The sequence below is a fragment of the Fervidibacillus halotolerans genome, from assembly GCF_026547205.1.
GTDB classification, from domain to species: Bacteria; Bacillota; Bacilli; order Bacillales; family Caldibacillaceae; genus Fervidibacillus; species Fervidibacillus halotolerans.
On the sequence record NZ_CP106877.1, the window covers coordinates 162,104 to 179,939 of the forward strand.

The 17,836-nt window shown below is 37.7% G+C and carries 16 protein-coding genes; 13 read left to right on the top strand and 3 right to left on the bottom strand.

What is annotated here, in order from left to right; all coding sequences use genetic code 11:
• The first annotated feature begins 18 nt into the window (after window positions 1-18).
• The 11 genes from OE105_RS00720 to OE105_RS00770 all read left to right on the top strand — a co-directional run bounded on the left by OE105_RS00720 (window position 19) and on the right by OE105_RS00770 (window position 9,850).
• Window positions 19-783, top strand: coding sequence for a hypothetical protein (locus OE105_RS00720; RefSeq protein ID WP_275420829.1), 765 nt, complete (start codon window positions 19-21; stop codon window positions 781-783).
• Window positions 784-786: 3 nt separating this feature from the next.
• On the top strand, window positions 787-1,170 hold the full coding sequence (locus OE105_RS00725) for a GntR family transcriptional regulator (RefSeq protein WP_275420830.1): 384 nt from the start codon (window positions 787-789) through the stop codon (window positions 1,168-1,170).
• On the top strand, window positions 1,163-1,852 hold the full coding sequence (locus tag OE105_RS00730) for an ATP-binding cassette domain-containing protein (protein WP_275420831.1): 690 nt from the start codon (window positions 1,163-1,165) through the stop codon (window positions 1,850-1,852). The genes OE105_RS00725 and OE105_RS00730 overlap by 8 nt, the downstream gene beginning before the upstream one ends.
• 470 nt (window positions 1,853-2,322) lie before the next feature.
• Window positions 2,323-2,685: a MarR family winged helix-turn-helix transcriptional regulator gene (locus tag OE105_RS00735; protein ID WP_275420832.1), complete on the top strand. Its 363-nt coding sequence runs from the start codon at window positions 2,323-2,325 to the stop codon at window positions 2,683-2,685.
• Between the two features lie 29 nt (window positions 2,686-2,714).
• Window positions 2,715-3,350: a nitroreductase family protein gene (locus tag OE105_RS00740; RefSeq protein WP_275420833.1), complete on the top strand. Its 636-nt coding sequence runs from the start codon at window positions 2,715-2,717 to the stop codon at window positions 3,348-3,350.
• Window positions 3,351-3,491: 141 nt separating this feature from the next.
• Window positions 3,492-3,923: a ferritin-like domain-containing protein gene (locus OE105_RS00745; protein WP_275420834.1), complete on the top strand. Its 432-nt coding sequence runs from the start codon at window positions 3,492-3,494 to the stop codon at window positions 3,921-3,923.
• 653 nt (window positions 3,924-4,576) lie between these two features.
• Window positions 4,577-5,524, top strand: a complete 948-nt coding sequence (locus tag OE105_RS00750) for an alpha/beta hydrolase (RefSeq protein ID WP_275420835.1) — start codon at window positions 4,577-4,579, stop codon at window positions 5,522-5,524.
• Between the two features lie 197 nt (window positions 5,525-5,721).
• Window positions 5,722-6,441 (top strand): VCBS repeat-containing protein, encoded by a 720-nt coding sequence (locus tag OE105_RS00755; RefSeq protein WP_275420836.1) that lies wholly within the window; start codon window positions 5,722-5,724, stop codon window positions 6,439-6,441.
• A gap of 327 nt (window positions 6,442-6,768) precedes the next feature.
• Window positions 6,769-8,361 (top strand): spore germination protein, encoded by a 1,593-nt coding sequence (locus OE105_RS00760; RefSeq protein WP_275420837.1) that lies wholly within the window; start codon window positions 6,769-6,771, stop codon window positions 8,359-8,361.
• A gap of 5 nt (window positions 8,362-8,366) precedes the next feature.
• Window positions 8,367-9,605 (top strand): Ger(x)C family spore germination protein, encoded by a 1,239-nt coding sequence (locus tag OE105_RS00765; protein WP_275420838.1) that lies wholly within the window; start codon window positions 8,367-8,369, stop codon window positions 9,603-9,605.
• Window positions 9,606-9,616: 11 nt separating this feature from the next.
• A complete protein-coding gene (locus OE105_RS00770; RefSeq protein ID WP_275420839.1) occupies window positions 9,617-9,850 on the top strand; it encodes a hypothetical protein in 234 nt (77 codons plus the stop codon).
• Between the two features lie 115 nt (window positions 9,851-9,965).
• Here the strand turns inward: OE105_RS00770 and OE105_RS00775 are convergent, their stop codons facing one another.
• Window positions 9,966-11,072, bottom strand: a complete 1,107-nt coding sequence (locus tag OE105_RS00775; protein ID WP_275420840.1) for a GerAB/ArcD/ProY family transporter — start codon at window positions 11,070-11,072, stop codon at window positions 9,966-9,968.
• A 362-nt stretch (window positions 11,073-11,434) separates the two neighbouring features.
• Window positions 11,435-13,144: an ABC-ATPase domain-containing protein gene (locus OE105_RS00780; protein ID WP_275420841.1), complete on the bottom strand. Its 1,710-nt coding sequence runs from the start codon at window positions 13,142-13,144 to the stop codon at window positions 11,435-11,437.
• Between the two features lie 623 nt (window positions 13,145-13,767).
• On the opposite strand from OE105_RS00780, the gene OE105_RS00785 reads away from it, so the two are divergent.
• Together OE105_RS00785 and glf are read left to right on the top strand one after the other, a co-directional pair.
• On the top strand, window positions 13,768-14,784 hold the full coding sequence (locus tag OE105_RS00785; RefSeq protein WP_275420842.1) for a glycosyltransferase family 2 protein: 1,017 nt from the start codon (window positions 13,768-13,770) through the stop codon (window positions 14,782-14,784).
• A gap of 365 nt (window positions 14,785-15,149) precedes the next feature.
• On the top strand, window positions 15,150-16,259 hold the full coding sequence (gene glf / locus OE105_RS00790) for a UDP-galactopyranose mutase (protein WP_275420843.1): 1,110 nt from the start codon (window positions 15,150-15,152) through the stop codon (window positions 16,257-16,259).
• A 457-nt stretch (window positions 16,260-16,716) separates the two neighbouring features.
• Here the strand turns inward: glf and OE105_RS00795 are convergent, their stop codons facing one another.
• Window positions 16,717-17,733 (bottom strand): YeiH family protein, encoded by a 1,017-nt coding sequence (locus OE105_RS00795; RefSeq protein ID WP_275420844.1) that lies wholly within the window; start codon window positions 17,731-17,733, stop codon window positions 16,717-16,719.
• Between the last annotated feature and the right edge of the window lie 103 nt (window positions 17,734-17,836).

Consider the following 17,836-nt stretch of genomic DNA (forward strand, 5'->3'; position numbering starts at 1 on the left):
AAGTTAGGGGGTTGAAGTATGACTCCATGGATTCATTTGACAAAAAAGGAATTGAGACTCGGTTTTCCTGCGTTTCTTTTTTCCATGATTGGATCATTCGGGGTTTTTGTGCTGTGGTTTGTCCTTGGTATCGAATCTGGTTTTATTTGGGAAGGAATGATGATGTGGTCGGTACTTGCTATTTTGTTTAATTTTTTCTACTTAGTTTTTTATATGAGCTATAGTTTAAATGCTGAACGGAAACGAATGCACCTATGGCTTCATAATCCGCTGCCGACATACAAATTGTTGCTTGCCAAATTCGTTTCTGGTCTTTTTTATATGTTCATTTTCCTTTTTACCATCATCATTGTAATAGGGGTCTCCTATGGGAATGTGAATTTTTCCATGCAAATGGATGATTGGAAAATGACTTTTTACCTATCGGTTGCTTACTATTTAATTTTCATTGTCTCAAATGGGTGGGGATTTACGTTCCTTTGGACGGTTTATATGTCTTTTATAAAATTCATTCATCCCTTTTTTAGTTTTGTATTGACGATTGTAATTCTTATGTTCCTATTTTGGATGATTGATTTATCATCCGTTCTATTTCAATGGGGTGAAATCGAAAGTCATTTAATTACAGGTTTTGAGTTTACAGCTACAGAGGAAACATTTCATTTGAATTTTGGAGAAATACCGACAACATTTTATATCGGCCACTTTATCGGGGCTTTGTTATTAATCCTGTTCTTCTTTATCGGAAGTGCTTGGATTCTTGATCGTAAAGTTGAGGTGTAGCCAATGAAATACACATTCCATTCACAAGAACCAATCTATGTGCAATTGGCTGAAATCATTAAGCGGAAAATCGTTCGTGGTGAATTGGAACCTGGTGTGAAGTTACCATCCGTTCGGGATATGGCGATTAATGCTGGTGTAAACCCGAATACCGTGCAGCGAACATATCGGGAATTAGAAGGAACGAAAATTGTAGAATCCAAGAGAGGCCAAGGAACATTTGTAACTGAAAATGAAAAAATCTTACATGAAATTCGAGAAGAAATGAAGACAAAGGAAGTATCTCGTTTTGTACGGAGTATGAGAGAAATGGGGTATTCGGAAATGGAAATGAAAGCAGGATTAGAAGCATATTTAGCGAAGAAATGGGGAGCGGATTATGATTGAACTGAGACAAGTAACGAAACGATATCGTAGAAAGATAGCATTAAATGAAGTGAACATAACTTTAACGCCAAGAAAAATTTACGGTTTGGTTGGTGAAAATGGAAGCGGTAAGTCCACGATGCTGAAACTAATTGCTGGTCTGATTTACCCGACGCGAGGGGAAGTACTCGTTGACGGAAATCGGGTAGATCGCCGGGTATCTTCCGTCGTTTCCTTTTTGTCGGAGCTGGATGAATATTATTCATTTTTCAATGTAGAACAGACGATTGCTTTTTATCATAGCCAATTTCCGGATTTCGATCTAGAAAAGGCGAATGAAATGGTCAAATTTATGAAACTTGATCGGAAAGCGAAATTGAAAGAGTTGTCCAAAGGGAATCGGGGACGTTTAAAGCTTGTGTTGTCCCTTTCTCGAAACGCCCCGATTATTTTGATGGATGAACCGTTATCCGGACTCGATCCGATGGTTCGAAATTCGATCGTTAAAGGATTGATTTCTTTTATCGATATTGACAAGCAGCTCGTTCTGATTACGACCCATGAAATTCAAGAAATCGAAAATATTTTAGATGAAGTCATTGCAATCAAAGATGGAAAAATTATCGGACGCAAAGTCGTGGAACAACTTCGCGAACAAGAAAACGTTGGAATTGTCGATTGGTTGACGTCGATTTACGAATAAGTATAAAAAAACTTGCCGCTCCCTTTCACTCGGATGCGGCAAGTTTTGATTATTCATCGTATTTACATCGCTTAACGAATGATTTCCATCACTTGTTCATGGGTTGCTTTCCGCGGATTTGTTGCTGCTGTGGCATCTTTCATTGCATTTTTCGTTGATATAAAAATGATGTGATATTGTTCACAGTAAATCGATGGATCGAATATGGTAATAAATGAGGTAATTAGGTGGAAAATTCATTAAAGATGGAAAGAAATTTTTGATCTTTCATTAATAATAATCCTAAATGCCTGTTTAACTACTATCAATACATACAAGCCCATTTATTTGATTTCAACGAAATAATGATTTATATTAGTTGACGGGTCAATTATTTTCCGATTACTGAGTGGCAAAGGGAGGGTATTTATATAAAACTCGGTGAAGAAGAGCAAATCACCCAATATTTATTTGAACTAAACAAACGGTATATGGCAAAATTTGAGCAGTGTACAGGAATTAGCAAAACTCGACTAGAAATTCTTCGATTGCTGTTGGAAGAAGAAAATGTTATCCAACGAGAACTGCAAAAAAAGGTAAACATTGATCCCGCAGCAATCACCAGGCATCTAAAACAATTGGAAGATCAAGGGATGATTATTCGAAGGAAAAATCCCGATGACCACCGTTTTTCTCTTGTCCATTTAACCGAAAAAGGGAAAGGGAGTATAGGTGCGTATTGTGAAGATAAAAAACGAGTCGTTTCCACTATCTTAAATGGTTTTACAGAACAAGAGAAAACCTTACTAGCTAATATGCTGAAACGTCTCTTAGACAATGTAAATCAATTATAGCGAATTCATTAAGAAAAGGAGAATGCATCATGAATAAAACTTTAGTCAATGATTTCAACAAGATTGTAACGGGACGCCGATCCATTCGAAAATATGATCCAACCGTGAAAATTAGTCGAACAGAAATGAAGGAAATTCTAGAAAAAGCAACGTTGGCTCCTTCCTCTTTAAATATGCAGCCTTGGCGATTTGTCGTCATTGATACGGAGGAAGGAAAGGAAAAACTGGCATCCCTTGCCCCGGGAAATCTCACACAAGTACAAACGTCCGCTGCCGTAATTGCAGTTTTTGTTGATATGAAAAACGAAGAGTATATTGAAACGATTTTTGATACGGCGGTGGAAAAAGGATATATGCCTGTTGATGTTCGGAACAGACAAGTAACAGGGATCAAAGGGTATATGGAAAACATGACCTTTGAACAAAAAAAGGCGATGAACCTTATTGATGCTGGACTCGTTTCGATGCAACTAATGCTTGTAGCCCGTGCATACGGTTATGATACGAATCCAATCGGCGGTTATGATAAGGAAAATATTGCAGAAACATTTGGTATAGATAAAGAAAGATATTATCCTGTTATGCTCATTTCAATTGGAAAAGCAGCTGAGGAAGGACACAAATCCGTCCGCCTCCCAGTCGATACAATTACCGAATGGAAATAATAAAAGCGGGTCGAGGTTCCGGTTCCCTCGACCCGCTTTTTTGTTATCCTATTGGGTCAAAGGAACCGGAACCTTGCCCCATTTTTAATGATTCCGTTCCTTTTTGGTTATTCTAATGAAAAAAGGAGTCGGGTATGATTTATGAATAATGAAAATGTCATTAAAGAGCTAAACGAATTTTTACGAGGAATTTATATCGCTATTCACGGGTATGAACGATATATCCAACATGTGGAAGATCAAAAAATAAAAGACTTGTTACAACAAATCCAACAAGATCATAAACAACATGCCATTCGGATTGCCGAACGGATACAAGATCTCGGCGGCGTTCCGGTAGAAGATGGTGGGATGAAAGGGATGATGGCCGATTGGATGATGCGGATGAAAGGCGCGGCGGATGACCCGAATTTTATTTTAAAAGATGCGATTCGTGGGGAAGAAAATGGAATTCAAATGTCGGAAAAATTAGTTCGAGGCGATCTCGATAATCAATCTTTACAAATTGTTAAACAAGTTCTTGAAAGGGATCGGAAACATCTCCAGCAGTTACAACAGCATATTCAACCATAAAGGTACGATAATCAGGCCCGGGCTGGGTCGAAGGAACCGGAACCTCGACCCTGAGTGGGTCAAAGGAACCGGAACCTCGACCCTGGGAACCTCGACCCTGGGAACCTCGACCCTGACCCTTTCGCTGGAAAATAAGAGACGGTTTTCGTCCATTTCTATGGATGGAAACCGTTTTTGTGTTTGTAAGTAAATCGTGACAAGTGACTGTGATAAACCGTACTATGTATGTTTACAAAGACATATATATTATAAGTCGATTATGTTATTTACCATGTTCCGCTAAATCCTTTTGTCAATTGGTTTATGGCTATGTTTGATCATTTATGCAAGCTTTGCCGAGATGAAGCGCCTCGTGTTAAAAAAGGAGCGAAAATGGTATAAAACGGAACGCTATCGAGAGGTTAGTTAAAAAATCATTAAAAATAGAATGGATGTATAATCGTCAGTCGAATCGTCGATTGACTTTTTTATGTTCTTACAAAAATAGAAAGAACTGGTACAAATTTGGTAAAATCAAAAAACCAAGAGGATCAAACATCATTTACCATCGGATACGTCTAAAGGACCATATCATAATATGACTATTGGACCTTGAAGCTTTGCGAAGGTAATTGTATAAAGATTGGGAAATACGAGAAAGGGGAGAGAATGAATTGAAAAAGATTAAAATCATACTTGGGGCGATTTTTGCCATTTTGTTTGTCGGTTTATTGTTTGGAGGAAACTATTTTTATGGGGAAGCGGTGAAGCGAGGAGTGGATGTGGAGCTACATAGAGAGGCTACCTCGGTGAACGCTGATGCATCTCCAGAAGATCATGCGATATTGGAAGAAGCAAAAAATTGGTTTAATAACCGGGATAAGGAAATATTAACGATCACTTCTTACGATGGGTTAAAACTGAAAGCCCAGTTTATAAAAAATGAGGCTGAAAACAAGAAAGTGGTCCTTTTAGCCCACGGGTACCGAAATGTGGGAAATGATATGGGAAAATACGCAAAAATGTACTATGATGAAGGTTTTGATATATTAATTCCTGACCATCGTGGACATGGAGAAAGCGAAGGGGATTATATTGGTTACGGCTGGCATGATCGATTCGATTTTTTACGTTGGATCGATGAAATGATTAAAAGAGGAACGGAATCGGTTATTCTACATGGAAATTCGATGGGTGCTGCATTAGTTTTAATGACAAGTGGTGAAGAATTGCCAGATGAAGTAAAAGGAATTATTGCAGATAGTTCTTATACGACCGTAAAAGAAGAATTGAAACATCAGTTAAAACATTTATACGGTCTTCCATCCTTTCCAATTTTAGATGTGACAAGTATGATTACAAAAATTCGAGCTGGGTATTTCTTTGGAGAAGGATCCGCCATTGACCAGGTGAAGAAAAATACCCGTCCGCTACTACTCATTCATGGTGATGCAGACGACCTAGTGCCGACGTGGATGGGAGAGGCTTTATATGAAGCTGCTGGTGGAGAAAAGGAATTATGGATGCCGGAAAATGTCGGTCATACGAAGGCCTTCGATGTATATACGAAAGAATTTATCGAACGAGTGATGGATTTCGTCAACCGGGTGATTGAAAATTAAGAAATAGAAAGCTTAATCTGTCCCATTGGATATTTTTTTGGAAAAAGATAATCGTAATAGTGTTTCAAGGATCATGATTTTTAAGTAAAAACAACATACATCCACACCTTCCCGAATGTTTCCTTTCACATAATCACACCTGATGTAATCGCCCATATTATATAGAAAGTTCATTCGAGGAGGAGTGGAGGATACACTTGTACAAAATAAATAGTTGGCCCGTTCCGAAAATCGTTGCCTTTTCAACGGGTGATGTTACTGGAGATGGGATTTGTGATTACGTGTATGTAACAGGTGTTAAAACGACTGAAAGTCCATTTTTACAAAAGATTATGCTGATCGTTCAAAATGGAAAAACCGGAATGCTTACCCCCGTGTCACTAAAAAATGATGCCGGATACAATCCGTCTTTGTTTTTAGGGGATTTTACTGGAAATGGTGTTCAAGATATTTTGATCGGTATTGCCACAGGAGGAAGCGGAGGAATCATGAACTACTATTTGTATTCCTTCCTTGGGAACTACCCGCAGTTACTTTTTGACGATGATTCATACAATGATGTTTCACAATTTGAGGTGAATTATTTAGACGATTATAAAGTTAAAGTTTTTAGTAAATGGAATGAAGAAACGTATTTGATCGACTTAACATTACGGGATGAAAGTTATTTAAATGAAATCTATGATTCGAACGGAAATTTGAAACAACCTATTCAAGGTTTTGTCAATCCGTTAAGCGGGTTGTATCCAGTGGATTTTGATTCGAATCGCGTATATGAACTATTGGCATATCAAAAAATTGCAGGAAGATACAATGCGGACACAATCGGTTTCGTATTGAATACATTAGGATGGAACGGCAAAAGATTTACATTGGAAAATCAATTTGTCGCAATTATCGGATCGAAGGATGAATGATCTTTTTACTATGGAAGTAATCATCCCGTTGATACGGTTAGGAAGGCTTTTGTTTCATTTTCGAAACGAAAGCTTTTTCTTTTTGTAAAAACATAACAGGGATCTGTGTCCTTTTTTTAAATCGATAGATAAAAAGAATATGAAAAGATTTCTGCATCCAATTAAAAATTCAACACGGGAACAGTCAGTAGAATCAAAAGGAAGATTATGTTTTGATTTTCCTCAAAACAGCATGTGAAAAAACCATTCAAATTCACCCTTTGCATATTTCTAAAGGGATTAGGAAATAGCTAAATTATAGCATCATGGATATGAGGAGGGAACAAAATGCGCCGAATAAAAAGGAAGAGAAAACAAAAGCAATCCGTTTCTAGTAATCGAAATGCACATCCGTCAACTAATCAAGAAACGGGAAGGAATCGGTTACTGTTAAGTCCCTCCATAAAGGACAATATCGAACAGATCCAAAGAAGTATTGGACCTAGTTCGGATGTTACCATTCGGCAATTTTGTTCGCAAAAAGGTGGCGACGCAGATATTGCCATTATTTTTATAGATGGAATGGTGAACGAAAACATAATAAGTGACTTTATTATTACACCGATTATGGGGAAAGTAGAACTTCTTAGACACTCCTTATCACCACTTTTCGATTTGGAACAAAAGATTTTACAGGTGGGAAATGTAAAAAGGATATCGGAATTTGAATCCTTGTATACATCCATTCTTTCTGGAGATACGGTCATCTTACTAGATAAGATAACGGAAGGAATTGTCATCGATACGAAATCATGGGAAGGAAGAGGTGTTACAGAAGCTCAAGCACAAACGGTCATCCGTGGACCCCATGAGGGATTTACGGAGGCACTACGAGTGAATACGTCCCTTATTCGGCGAAGGATTAAAGATAAAAACCTATGTATAGAAACGAAGCAAATCGGGACGCGAACGAAAACGGAAGTAGCAATTATATATATAAAGGATATTGCAGATGAAAAAATAGTGCAGGAAGTGCGAAATCGTTTAGAACATATTCAATTGGACGGTATATTGGATAGTGGGAATATTGAAGAATTGATACAAGATAATACCTTTACTCCCTTTCCAACGATTCAAAATTCCGAAAGGCCTGATTCTACCTCTGCCGGTATACTTGAAGGAAGAGTGGCGATTATTGTAGATGGATCTCCTTACGCCTTACTTGTTCCTGCACTATTTATCCAATTCCTTCAGTCACCTGAAGACTATTATCAGCGTCTCGGTTACGGATTTATTCGATTTCTTCGATACGTTTCCGTTTTTATTTCTTTATTAGCTCCTTCCCTATATATTGCTATTACGACTTTTCATCAGGAAATGTTAAAAACGACCTTGTTAATTAGTATTGCTGCACAGAGGGAAGGAATTCCATTTCCTGCCTTTGTTGAAGCACTAATTATGGAAATCACTTTTGAATTGTTACGGGAAGCTGGTATTCGAATGCCCCGTGCAATCGGTCCAGCCATTTCCATTGTTGGGGCACTCGTTTTAGGAGAAGCTGCCGTTGGTGCAAGCCTCGTGTCACCAGCTATGGTGATTGTTGTATCCATAACGGCTATTGCTGGATTCACCTTTCCAACGTTTTCCATAGGGATTCCCTTTCGTATTTTACGATTTGGCCTGATGGTACTTGCTGCTACATTTGGCCTATTCGGCATCATTGTTGGGCTTATTGCTGTGATTCTCCATTTATGTAGTCTTCAGTCCTTTGGTGTTCCATACATGTATCCATTTGCACCGCTGGAAATGAACGATCAAAAGGATGCAGTTATTCGTTTCCCTAAATGGATGATGAAAAGCAGACCAAAACCATTTACGAAATGGAACCAAGTTCGAATGGGTAATTCCTATGCTTTGAATAACAGAAAGAATAAGAGGTGATCCGATTGTGTTTTCGATTCAAAATAAGCATTCTCTTTCTCCTTGTTATCACGGTTTTAACCGGTTGTTGGAGTCGAAGGGAATTAAATGATTTGGCAATCGTCGTTGCAATCGGTATTGATCAAGCAGAAAATGGACAATATCTTGTTTCTGCACAAGTTGTTAATCCTGCTGAAATCGCCTCACAAAGTGGCAGTGGCGCAGGAACGATTAACTATTCACCGATTACAACTTATCAAGCAAAGGCAGATACAATCGTTGAAGCATTGCGTAAAATAACGACGGTCAGTCCCCGGAAAATATATGTTTCTCATATACGTATGCTCGTTATTGGAGAAGAAGTCGCAAAAAATGGAATAGCAAATGTATTGGATTTTTTTTCTCGGGACCATGAATTTCGAACAGACTTTTTCATTACCGTAACAAAGGATACAACTGCTGAAAAAGTATTAAGTGTTTATACAGAGTTAGAAAAAATACCTGCAAATAAACTATTTAATTCTTTAGAAATGTCGGAACGGTATTGGGCACCGACCCGAGGAGTTTTTCTAGATGAATTACTTAGCGATTTAATCCTTGAGGGGAAAGAACCTGTATTAACCGCGATTACAATTACAGGAGATTATGAAACAGGGGAAGAAGAAACAAATGTTCAAGAAATCATTCAAGATGCCCAATTGAAATATGAGAATATCGGTGTATTTAAAAAAGACAAACTCGTTGGATGGTTGAATACTGAAGAAAGCAAAGGATTCAATTATATAACTGGTACAGTAAACAATACGGTAGGACACATGTCTTGTCCGGACGGGGGAAAATTTTCAAAGGAACAGATTGTTGCTAAATCGAAAATAACTCCAAAAATCGTAAATGGGAAACCGGAAATATTCGTTCATATTTGGACAGAATCGAATATAGCAGAAGTGAATTGCCAAATTGATTTATCAAAGATGGAGACGATAAAGCAACTGGAAAAACTAGCAAGTGGGGAAATTGAAAAACATGCCAATTTAGCCATTGAAAAAGCACAAAAGGAATTTCAATCGGATATTTTTGGGTTCGGAGATCTTATTTATCGAAAAAATCCAAAAACTTGGAAAAAATTAAAAGACCATTGGGACGAAGCATTTTCAGCCATGCCAGTTCATGTAAAAGTAGATGTTCACATCCGACGCTTCGGTACGATTGAAAATTCATTTTTGGAGGAATTGAATTCAACAAGTGAGGAAAAAGAGAGTGAGTAAGGGGGAGTATGATGTGGGCAATATTTGGAATTCTGATTGTTACAGCACTGATTATTTGGATTGAAGTGCCTAGCCTTTTAAAAAATCATGAGCGGAAGGAACTGATCGGTTTTTCCATAATCCTTCTCCTAGCTTTCGGATTAAGTGTTTTGGAGAAATCATCCGTTCCATTACCGAATCCGTTAGATGTTATTGTATATATTTATCGGCCCATTAGCGATTGGGTCTTTGGAATGTTGAAATAAATAAAAGGATCGCCCATTTTCAATCGGTTTTTCAGTAAATGGGCGGTCCATTTTTTTCTTAGCTAATTAGAAAGTTGTAAAGAAAATAGGGATAAATTACCGTTTTCAATGGATTTTATGATGATGGAGATTTGTTATTTGGTTGGCGTTTTTTCCATTTTATCATAATTAATAACAATACGGGTAGGAGAAATCCAAAGGTAGCTGAATAAAAGAACCAAATTCGAGAAATAAAATAATAGGTGTAAGAGATATTTGGATAAATAATAAAAGCGAGAACAATAATTATCATGCCTAAAGGAAAGAGAAGAAATTCGTATCGTTTAAATTGGAATAGCTGTTTCAAGCTTTCAGCAGATGCATAATATAAAATGGAAAGTTTAACAAAGATTGTAATCATCCATATGATTGCGATTAATGCCTCAATTCGTTCAATAAATTTCCCAATGCTTATTTTTTTCCCTAAAATATAACTCGGATAATTGTTTCGTTCGGTTAGATCCGCACCAAGTACTAAAATGGATATAATTGTAATCAATGAAATCATTAATCCGCCGATAACAATTCCTGATAAAAAGGAGCGGTCCACTTGTTGATTCTTATTGGCTTTATTTAAAACCATTAAAAAAATTACGACCTCTAGAAAGGGAAAGCCAATATACGGTAAGGTGGCACGAATAATTGGTTTGATACCAACATCGAAAATGGGTTGAATATTTTCAAATCGTAATTGGGGCGTCAGAAATAGGACAAAAAAGAAATACATAAAAAAGAAAAAGAAGGATAGAATTTCAGCAGAGCGCCCGATGACATGTATACCGTAACGAACGCCTTGAATGACGGCTAATAAAACTAATATATGAACATAAAGAATCGGTGTTTCTGGTAAAATTTCTGTAATGATAAATTCCCCTAAATTTCGTAGAACAAGGGAAGCTAGTAAAAAGGAAAATAGAAAGAACGTGAATCCGACGATTTTTCCAAGCCATTTTCCAAGTAAATGTTCAATGATTTCAATCATTGTGAGATTTGGAAAAACCTTGTACAGTTTTAAAATGATATAACCGATGAACAATCCAATCAATACACTAATAAGTGATGCGATCCATGCATCTTGTTTGGCTTCTTGTGCTAATGTTGCCGGGGTAAATAAAATGGAACTTCCTACTACATACAAAATGACAAGCATTCGTAGTTGTCTTTCGGTTAGTTTTGTATTCACCTTTACAACCCTCATTTTTCATATATTTCCTACATCTTGTAGTTTAACCAGAAAAAGGGGTTTTATTACGGTAGGCATATGTTAATCATGAATAAATCGTATGTAGTTTAAAAAAACGAATTTCCGAGTGAAAAATGTTTATGGATTAAAAATTAGGAATTGGAAAGTTTGATGAGGAAAAAATAAATAGTTGTTATGATGGAAAATGAACCGGTTCGATAAAAAGAATCAATTTCTCCTGGAAGATTTTGAGGGATAGATGCCATCTGTATATAAAAGAGTGAATCGATGATACGCGATTCCTTCCTTTTGTTTTCCGATCGCGTATCATCTTGATCCATTTCATATTTTCATACGAATCGTCATTTCACCTGTAGTGTCCTCAATCGATTGATGGCTGCGGCAAGTTCATATTTTCGAGGCAGAGCAAAATCGCCAGGATGTTGCCCTCGGTAAGGAGAAATAATATCAAGCCCTTCCCTTTCGATTCGTTCATAGAGTCGATCAATCCCATCTTTCAAACTGAAACTATTGTGAAAATAGTTGCGGAATAATTGTCGAATCATTTCTGCAATCGCCCGTGTTTGGCTCGGATCTGTCAATTGTTCCACTGCAGAAAGATCGATTTCCGAACGCCCGATTAAAATGGTTGATCGACCTTTAACAGATAATTTTTCCTTTCCTCGAATCGCTGACTCATAGCTAGTAGGGAGGGGATATCGGGTGATGGAACTGGAAAATTCCCCTTTTCCTTCCTTTTGTCTCCGATTGTTCAGTTCTTTCGCAATTTTATGTGCTTCTTCCGTTACATCCTTTGGTTGATATTCATCCATCATAATTACCCGGTCAGCTACATCAAAATAATCCCCTGAACCGCCTAATACGATGATCGAAGAAACTCCATGAATTTCATACAGATCCCGAACCCGATCGATAAAAGGAGTAATCGGTTCCTTGTCTTTATGAACTAACTGTTGCATTCGTGCATCCCGGACGAGAAAATTTGTTGCACTTGTATCTTCGTCAATTAACAAGCAGCGGGAACCGATTTCGAGGGCTTCCACAATATTTGCCGCTTCAGATGTACTTCCACTTGCTCCATCTGTTGAAAATCGGTTTGTATCCTTCCCAAATGGGAGATGGGATATAAACGGGGAAATATTGACCTTTTCTACCCTTCTTCCATCTTCAGCACGGATTTTACAGGCCGTTTCCTCTGTAATCACGTACTCCCTTCCGTCCCCTGGAAGATGATTATAAATCCCTCGTTCAATGGCTTTTAGTAACGTGCTTTTTCCATGATAACCTCCGCCGACAATTAATGTGACACCTTCTGGGATCACCATTCCAGAAATGGTCGTTCCATCCGGAAGAGAGATGGATCGTTCTAAGGAAGGAGGCGATTGAAAGGGAACGGCTTTGTTTCGATGTAGCGGACGATTGCTGACACCACTTTCCCTTGGGAGGATGGAGCCGTTTGCTACAAACGCAATACATTTTTCCCGTTTTAGATATCCCCGGATTGCCTGTTGTCGGTCGGCGGTTACGATATGTTCCTCTAGTTTTTTCCATTGGATCTGATGAATCACTTTTAAAAGAATTTCCGGAACTTCCTCACACAAGATCATTTCCGCATGTTTCCCGAGGATACGCCGACCAGCTGCAGGTAAGCCGATCGATAGTCGTACTTCCACTTCGTTCCTTTTGGCGATGACTGCTGTTCTCATCATCATCTCTTGTCCGGGTTCATCAATGGCAATTAATCCACTTTTTCCAGTACCCATTCGACCTCGCATACTCGTTTGACGATTTCGAATCGCCTCTCCTAATTTTCGGGCAAGAAAGTCTTCTAATGCGATCTTTCTCCAACGTTTGTCGAGCCATTCGTTTTTCAACGGTTTTTTTAATGGCTGGACGACGAATCGAATTCTAGAAGGAGAGGCAAACGGATCCCCTTGAACATAATCGATATGTAGACGAAATCCATTTCCTTTGTAAGTGCCTTGAATTTCTTTATATGCCTTATAACCTTTACCATCGATTGCCTTTAATTTTCGCTTCAGTCGATCCATACATCTTCATCCTTTCTCTGTTTCCCTTCGATTCAAGGATCCATTTTTATGTTTTGGTAAACTTTATGCTAACGGTCTCTGGGGAAAATTGAATTAGTACTATCCATTAGTAAAAATAATGGAATCATATGTTCATGTTAAACCATTAAGGAAAGGTATGATTTCATTCTAATACATTATTTTTCATTTGCTCATCATTAGTGTTTTTCCCGTTTCCTTTTCTTTTTCATTATACGGAGGTTTTAAATTAGATGGAAGAAATAGCGACTGTTCATCTTTTGAAAAACAGAGAAACGAACGTTTATCATTTGTGAAAGGAAGTTTTTAACGGATTTATAAGAAGAAAAAGATGTATGCATGCTCTATACAATTCCAACCGTTGATGCTATCATATTAAATGATTTAACTTGGTACTAAAAAGTTTTCTTTCTTTAAAAGTGCACATTATAAAAATGGTGGTAAATCAGTGATAAACGTAAAGCAAATGAAATTTTTCGGAAATTAATATTTTACAGAAATTTATTATTCAATAAATCGATCAACGCTGATTCGCCCATTTCTGTCCCTGTTCTGTGATTTTCTGATAGAAATAAAAATACAAATCGATAAAGGTAGTGTGAAAGATGAAGTTATTATCCGTCGTCATTCCCTGTTACAACTCCCAAGATTATATGAGAAAATGCATCGATTCCCTATTGCCTGGGGGAGAGGATGTTGAATTACTGATCGTAAACGATGGGTCCCGGGATGAAACAGCAGAAATTGCCGATGAATATGAAACACGGTATCCGACGATTGTAAAAGCAATTCATCAAGAAAATAAAGGACATGGCGGTGCTGTAAATACCGGAATTCACCATGCATCCGGTCTATATTTAAAAGTAGTCGATAGCGATGATTGGGTTGATTATGAGGCATATATGAATATCCTTCAAAAAATAAAATCAATCGTTTCTGAAAATCAAACGGTCGATCTTATATTAAGCAATTTCGTCTTTGAAAAGGAAGGAAAGAAATATAAAAAAGTTATGAAGTATGAAAATGTATTTCCCCAAGACACGATTTTTTCGTGGGATGATGTGGGCAATTTTCGAAAGGGTCAATACATTATGATGCATTCGATGATTTATCGAAGGGAATTGCTTAAAGATTGCGGATTAAAACTCCCGGAGCATACGTTTTATGTCGATAACATATTTGTCTTTCATCCTCTCAAATATGTGAAGAAGATGCTTTACTTAAACGAAAATTTTTACAGATATTTTATCGGTCGGGATGATCAATCGGTAAATGAAAAAGTGATGATTAAACGAATCGATCAGCAATTAAAAGTAAATAAGATGATGGTGGACCGATTCGATATGAACGAAATTGATCATCCGAAACTTAGGCAATATTTGACGAATCATTTGGAGATTGTAACGATAATTTCTGCAATTATGTTAATCCGTTCGGGTACAGAAGAAAATTTAAGGAAAAAAGAAGAATTATGGAAGTATATCGAAGAAAACAATCCTGAGTTTTATCAAAGCCTTAAGTACGGTACGTTAGGTAAAATGATGAATCTCCCAGGTAGGATTGGGCGTACAATCACCATCGGTATTTATAAAATTTCACAAAAAATCGTGGGATTTAATTAGATAAGATCATCAAATAACGTCTGTGGGAAGGGACTGTCCGATAATTCCCTTAGTTGATGACAAGGGAAGGTGGCGGTCACTTTAGCGGAAACAGTACGAGCCGAAGATCCCACGAACGATGCGAGTCGAAAAGGCTAGGCAGTGTGTGCGGAAAGCCGATGCTAACCAAATGAATCATGCGCATTTTATGAAAGGGGCTGTGCTTTTTAGTCGGCCCCTTAACCACGGGGAAATTATCAGTTATGGGTTCGAAAAATGCTACGCCATTAGGAAAGTGTCATTCAGGATTCCGTTACTTGGTCCATTTGTATTAAGATGTTTATATAAAGCAATTTTTTTGAAAAAACAATCAAGGTGGTTGAAAAATGAATATTGATTATTTAATTGTCGGATCGGGACTATTTGGAAGTACCTTTGCCTATGAAGCGGCGAAACGGGGAAAACGAGTGAAGGTTATTGAAAAGCGAAATCATATCGGTGGGAATGTATATACGGAAGAAATTGAAGGGATTCAAGTTCACCGATACGGAGCCCATATTTTTCATACAAACGATAAAAATATTTGGGATTATGTAAATCAATTTGTCGAATTTAACCGTTTTACAAACAGTCCCATAGCCAATTATAAAGGGGAAATTTATAATTTGCCTTTCAATATGAATACGTTTAATAAATTATGGGGAGTGGTAACACCGGAAGAAGCGAAGGCCAAAATTGAAGAACAACGGCGAAAGGCAAAGATCACTACACCAAAAAATTTGGAAGAACAAGCTATCTCCTTAGTTGGAACCGATATTTACGAAAAATTAATTAAGGGCTATACGGAAAAACAGTGGGGGAGAAAAGCAACGGAACTACCCGCCTTTATTATTAAACGGCTTCCAGTACGATTTACATATGACAATAATTATTTTAACGATCGATACCAGGGCATTCCGATTGGTGGATATACGCAAATAATTGAGAAAATGCTGTCCAGTGATTTAATTGATGTGGAGCTAAATACAGATTTTTTTGAGAACAAGGAGATGTATTTAAAAGAATATCCAAAAATCGTTTATACCGGGATGATTGATCAATTTTTTGATTATCAATACGGTGAATTGGAATATCGGAGTTTACATTTTGAAACGATGGTGTTGAATCAAGAAAATTATCAAGGGAATGCAGTCGTTAATTTCACCGATGCAGAAACGCCCTACACTCGAATCATCGAACATAAACATTTTGAATTTGGTACCCAACCGAAAACGGTCATTACGAAGGAATATCCGAAAACGTGGAAAAGGGGAGACGAGCCTTACTATCCATTGAATGATGAAGAAAATAATAGGAAGTACCGAAAATATCGGGAACTCGCCGACAAGATGCCGAATGTTCTTTTCGGAGGCCGACTCGGCATGTATAAATATTACGACATGCACCAAGTGATCGGAGCAGCATTGTCTATTGTAAAAAAAGAATTTTCCGAATGAATATTCACTACTTTGTACATAAAATTTCCGCATACTTGGTAAAGTGGACGGAGGAAATAGTTTCAGTGGAAATCAAATAAAAAATCGCTCGCTAAAATGGTGAAAAGGGCAAATCAATAAAAGTCCTTTTCCTCAAGAAGCGGGCGATTTTTTATTACCGATGAATGAAAAATTGTGGTTCTTTGTCAAATCGTGTTTGTGAATCATTTCGTGACTTTTTTCAGTAACATGTAATCGGATCAGGTTGTCCATTCACCCAAAATCGATTTGAAGTGGTTCGCTCCATTGGCGGACGCGCATCCAGTGGCACGGCTCGAGCCTCCTCGTCACAACGTTTCCGAGGGGTATCGAGGCTGGTGCTTGCCCCGCAGGAGTCGCCGCCAATGGAACTTTCATCTGCTATTTTGGACTTCGAGAAGGTTACAAACACATCTTTGTAAAAATTTTAATAAACGTCTTATAAAAGCTTAGTAATTCCGATTGTTACAATAGATAACAAAATCGATGTTATGACTAGGGTTGCTAATGGTTTTAATGCTTTTTTTCGAACTTGTTGTAGGTGAATATTCAGTCCGAGCCCGACCATTGCCATCGTTAAAAGGAAGGAAGAAATGTCGGCGATTGGATCGAGTAGACTCGCCGTTCCCATTGGATTATAGGTAGTAATATAACTTCCAATTATACTCATCACAACAAAGCCGATTAAAAACCATGGGAAGGTAATTTTCGCCTTTTCGTTGTTTTCCCCTTTTCTTTTTTCCAAATACAGTAACGTAAAGGAAAGGGGGATGAGCAAAAAGACACGACCGAGTTTGGCCAGTAAACCGATGGCAAGGGCATCTTGACCTGCTACACCCGCTGCGAGGGCGACGTGGGCGAGTTCATGTAAACTAATACCTGACCAAATGCCGTACGATTCAGCATCGATCGGTAAAAAAGGAAAAAGAAATGAATAAAGTAAAGCGAAAACCGTACCGATCAGTGCAATTAAGCCTACGGATATGGCTGTATCTTCATCCTTTGTTTTTAAAATTGGACTGACGGCCGCGATCGCAGCAGCTCCACATACACCGGTACCGATGCCAACGAGTAATGAAATGGACGGATTGGCATTCATTTTTTTAGCAATGAGTACCGTTATCCCAATGGCAAAAATAATGACGAATCCATCGATCGCAAGAAGGCCTAATCCATCTTGAATAATCAATTGAATATTTAATCGAAGTCCGTACAAAACGATTGCGAAACGTAAAATCATTTTTGCTGAAAATTGGATTCCTCTACTTATTGAAATCGGGTAATCCCAAATTTGTCGATAAATGATTGCGATAATAATTGCAAGAGCCATCGGACCAAGTTTTGCAAATCCGGGTAGTTGCGCCAATCCCCAACCGATGACTGCAATGAGAAATGTAAATCCAACACCACCGATCATCGGGAAAGATTTCATTTTTTGTTGTTCTACTGTTTCCATAGTTTTATCCCCTCTATATTTCATTCTGTCTATGCTATACAATACGATATAATTTATAATAAGAAAAATAAATAATAAAAATTGTTATAATAAGTTTTGCTTA

Bases quoted from the DNA above. Each gene is read 5' to 3' on its own strand.
- OE105_RS00720 (WP_275420829.1), top strand. From the start codon at position 19: ATGACTCCATGGATTCATTTGACAAAAAAGGAATTGAGACTCGGTTTT.
- OE105_RS00725 (WP_275420830.1), top strand. From the start codon at position 787: ATGAAATACACATTCCATTCACAAGAACCAATCTATGTGCAATTGGCT.
- OE105_RS00730 (WP_275420831.1), top strand. From the start codon at position 1,163: ATGATTGAACTGAGACAAGTAACGAAACGATATCGTAGAAAGATAGCA.
- OE105_RS00735 (WP_275420832.1), top strand. From the start codon at position 2,323: ATGGCAAAATTTGAGCAGTGTACAGGAATTAGCAAAACTCGACTAGAA.
- OE105_RS00740 (WP_275420833.1), top strand. From the start codon at position 2,715: ATGAATAAAACTTTAGTCAATGATTTCAACAAGATTGTAACGGGACGC.
- OE105_RS00745 (WP_275420834.1), top strand. From the start codon at position 3,492: ATGAATAATGAAAATGTCATTAAAGAGCTAAACGAATTTTTACGAGGA.
- OE105_RS00760 (WP_275420837.1), top strand. From the start codon at position 6,769: ATGCGCCGAATAAAAAGGAAGAGAAAACAAAAGCAATCCGTTTCTAGT.
- OE105_RS00770 (WP_275420839.1), top strand. From the start codon at position 9,617: ATGTGGGCAATATTTGGAATTCTGATTGTTACAGCACTGATTATTTGG.
- OE105_RS00780 (WP_275420841.1), bottom strand. From the start codon at position 13,144: ATGGATCGACTGAAGCGAAAATTAAAGGCAATCGATGGTAAAGGTTAT.
- OE105_RS00785 (WP_275420842.1), top strand. From the start codon at position 13,768: ATGAAGTTATTATCCGTCGTCATTCCCTGTTACAACTCCCAAGATTAT.
- glf (WP_275420843.1), top strand. From the start codon at position 15,150: ATGAATATTGATTATTTAATTGTCGGATCGGGACTATTTGGAAGTACC.
- OE105_RS00795 (WP_275420844.1), bottom strand. From the start codon at position 17,733: ATGGAAACAGTAGAACAACAAAAAATGAAATCTTTCCCGATGATCGGT.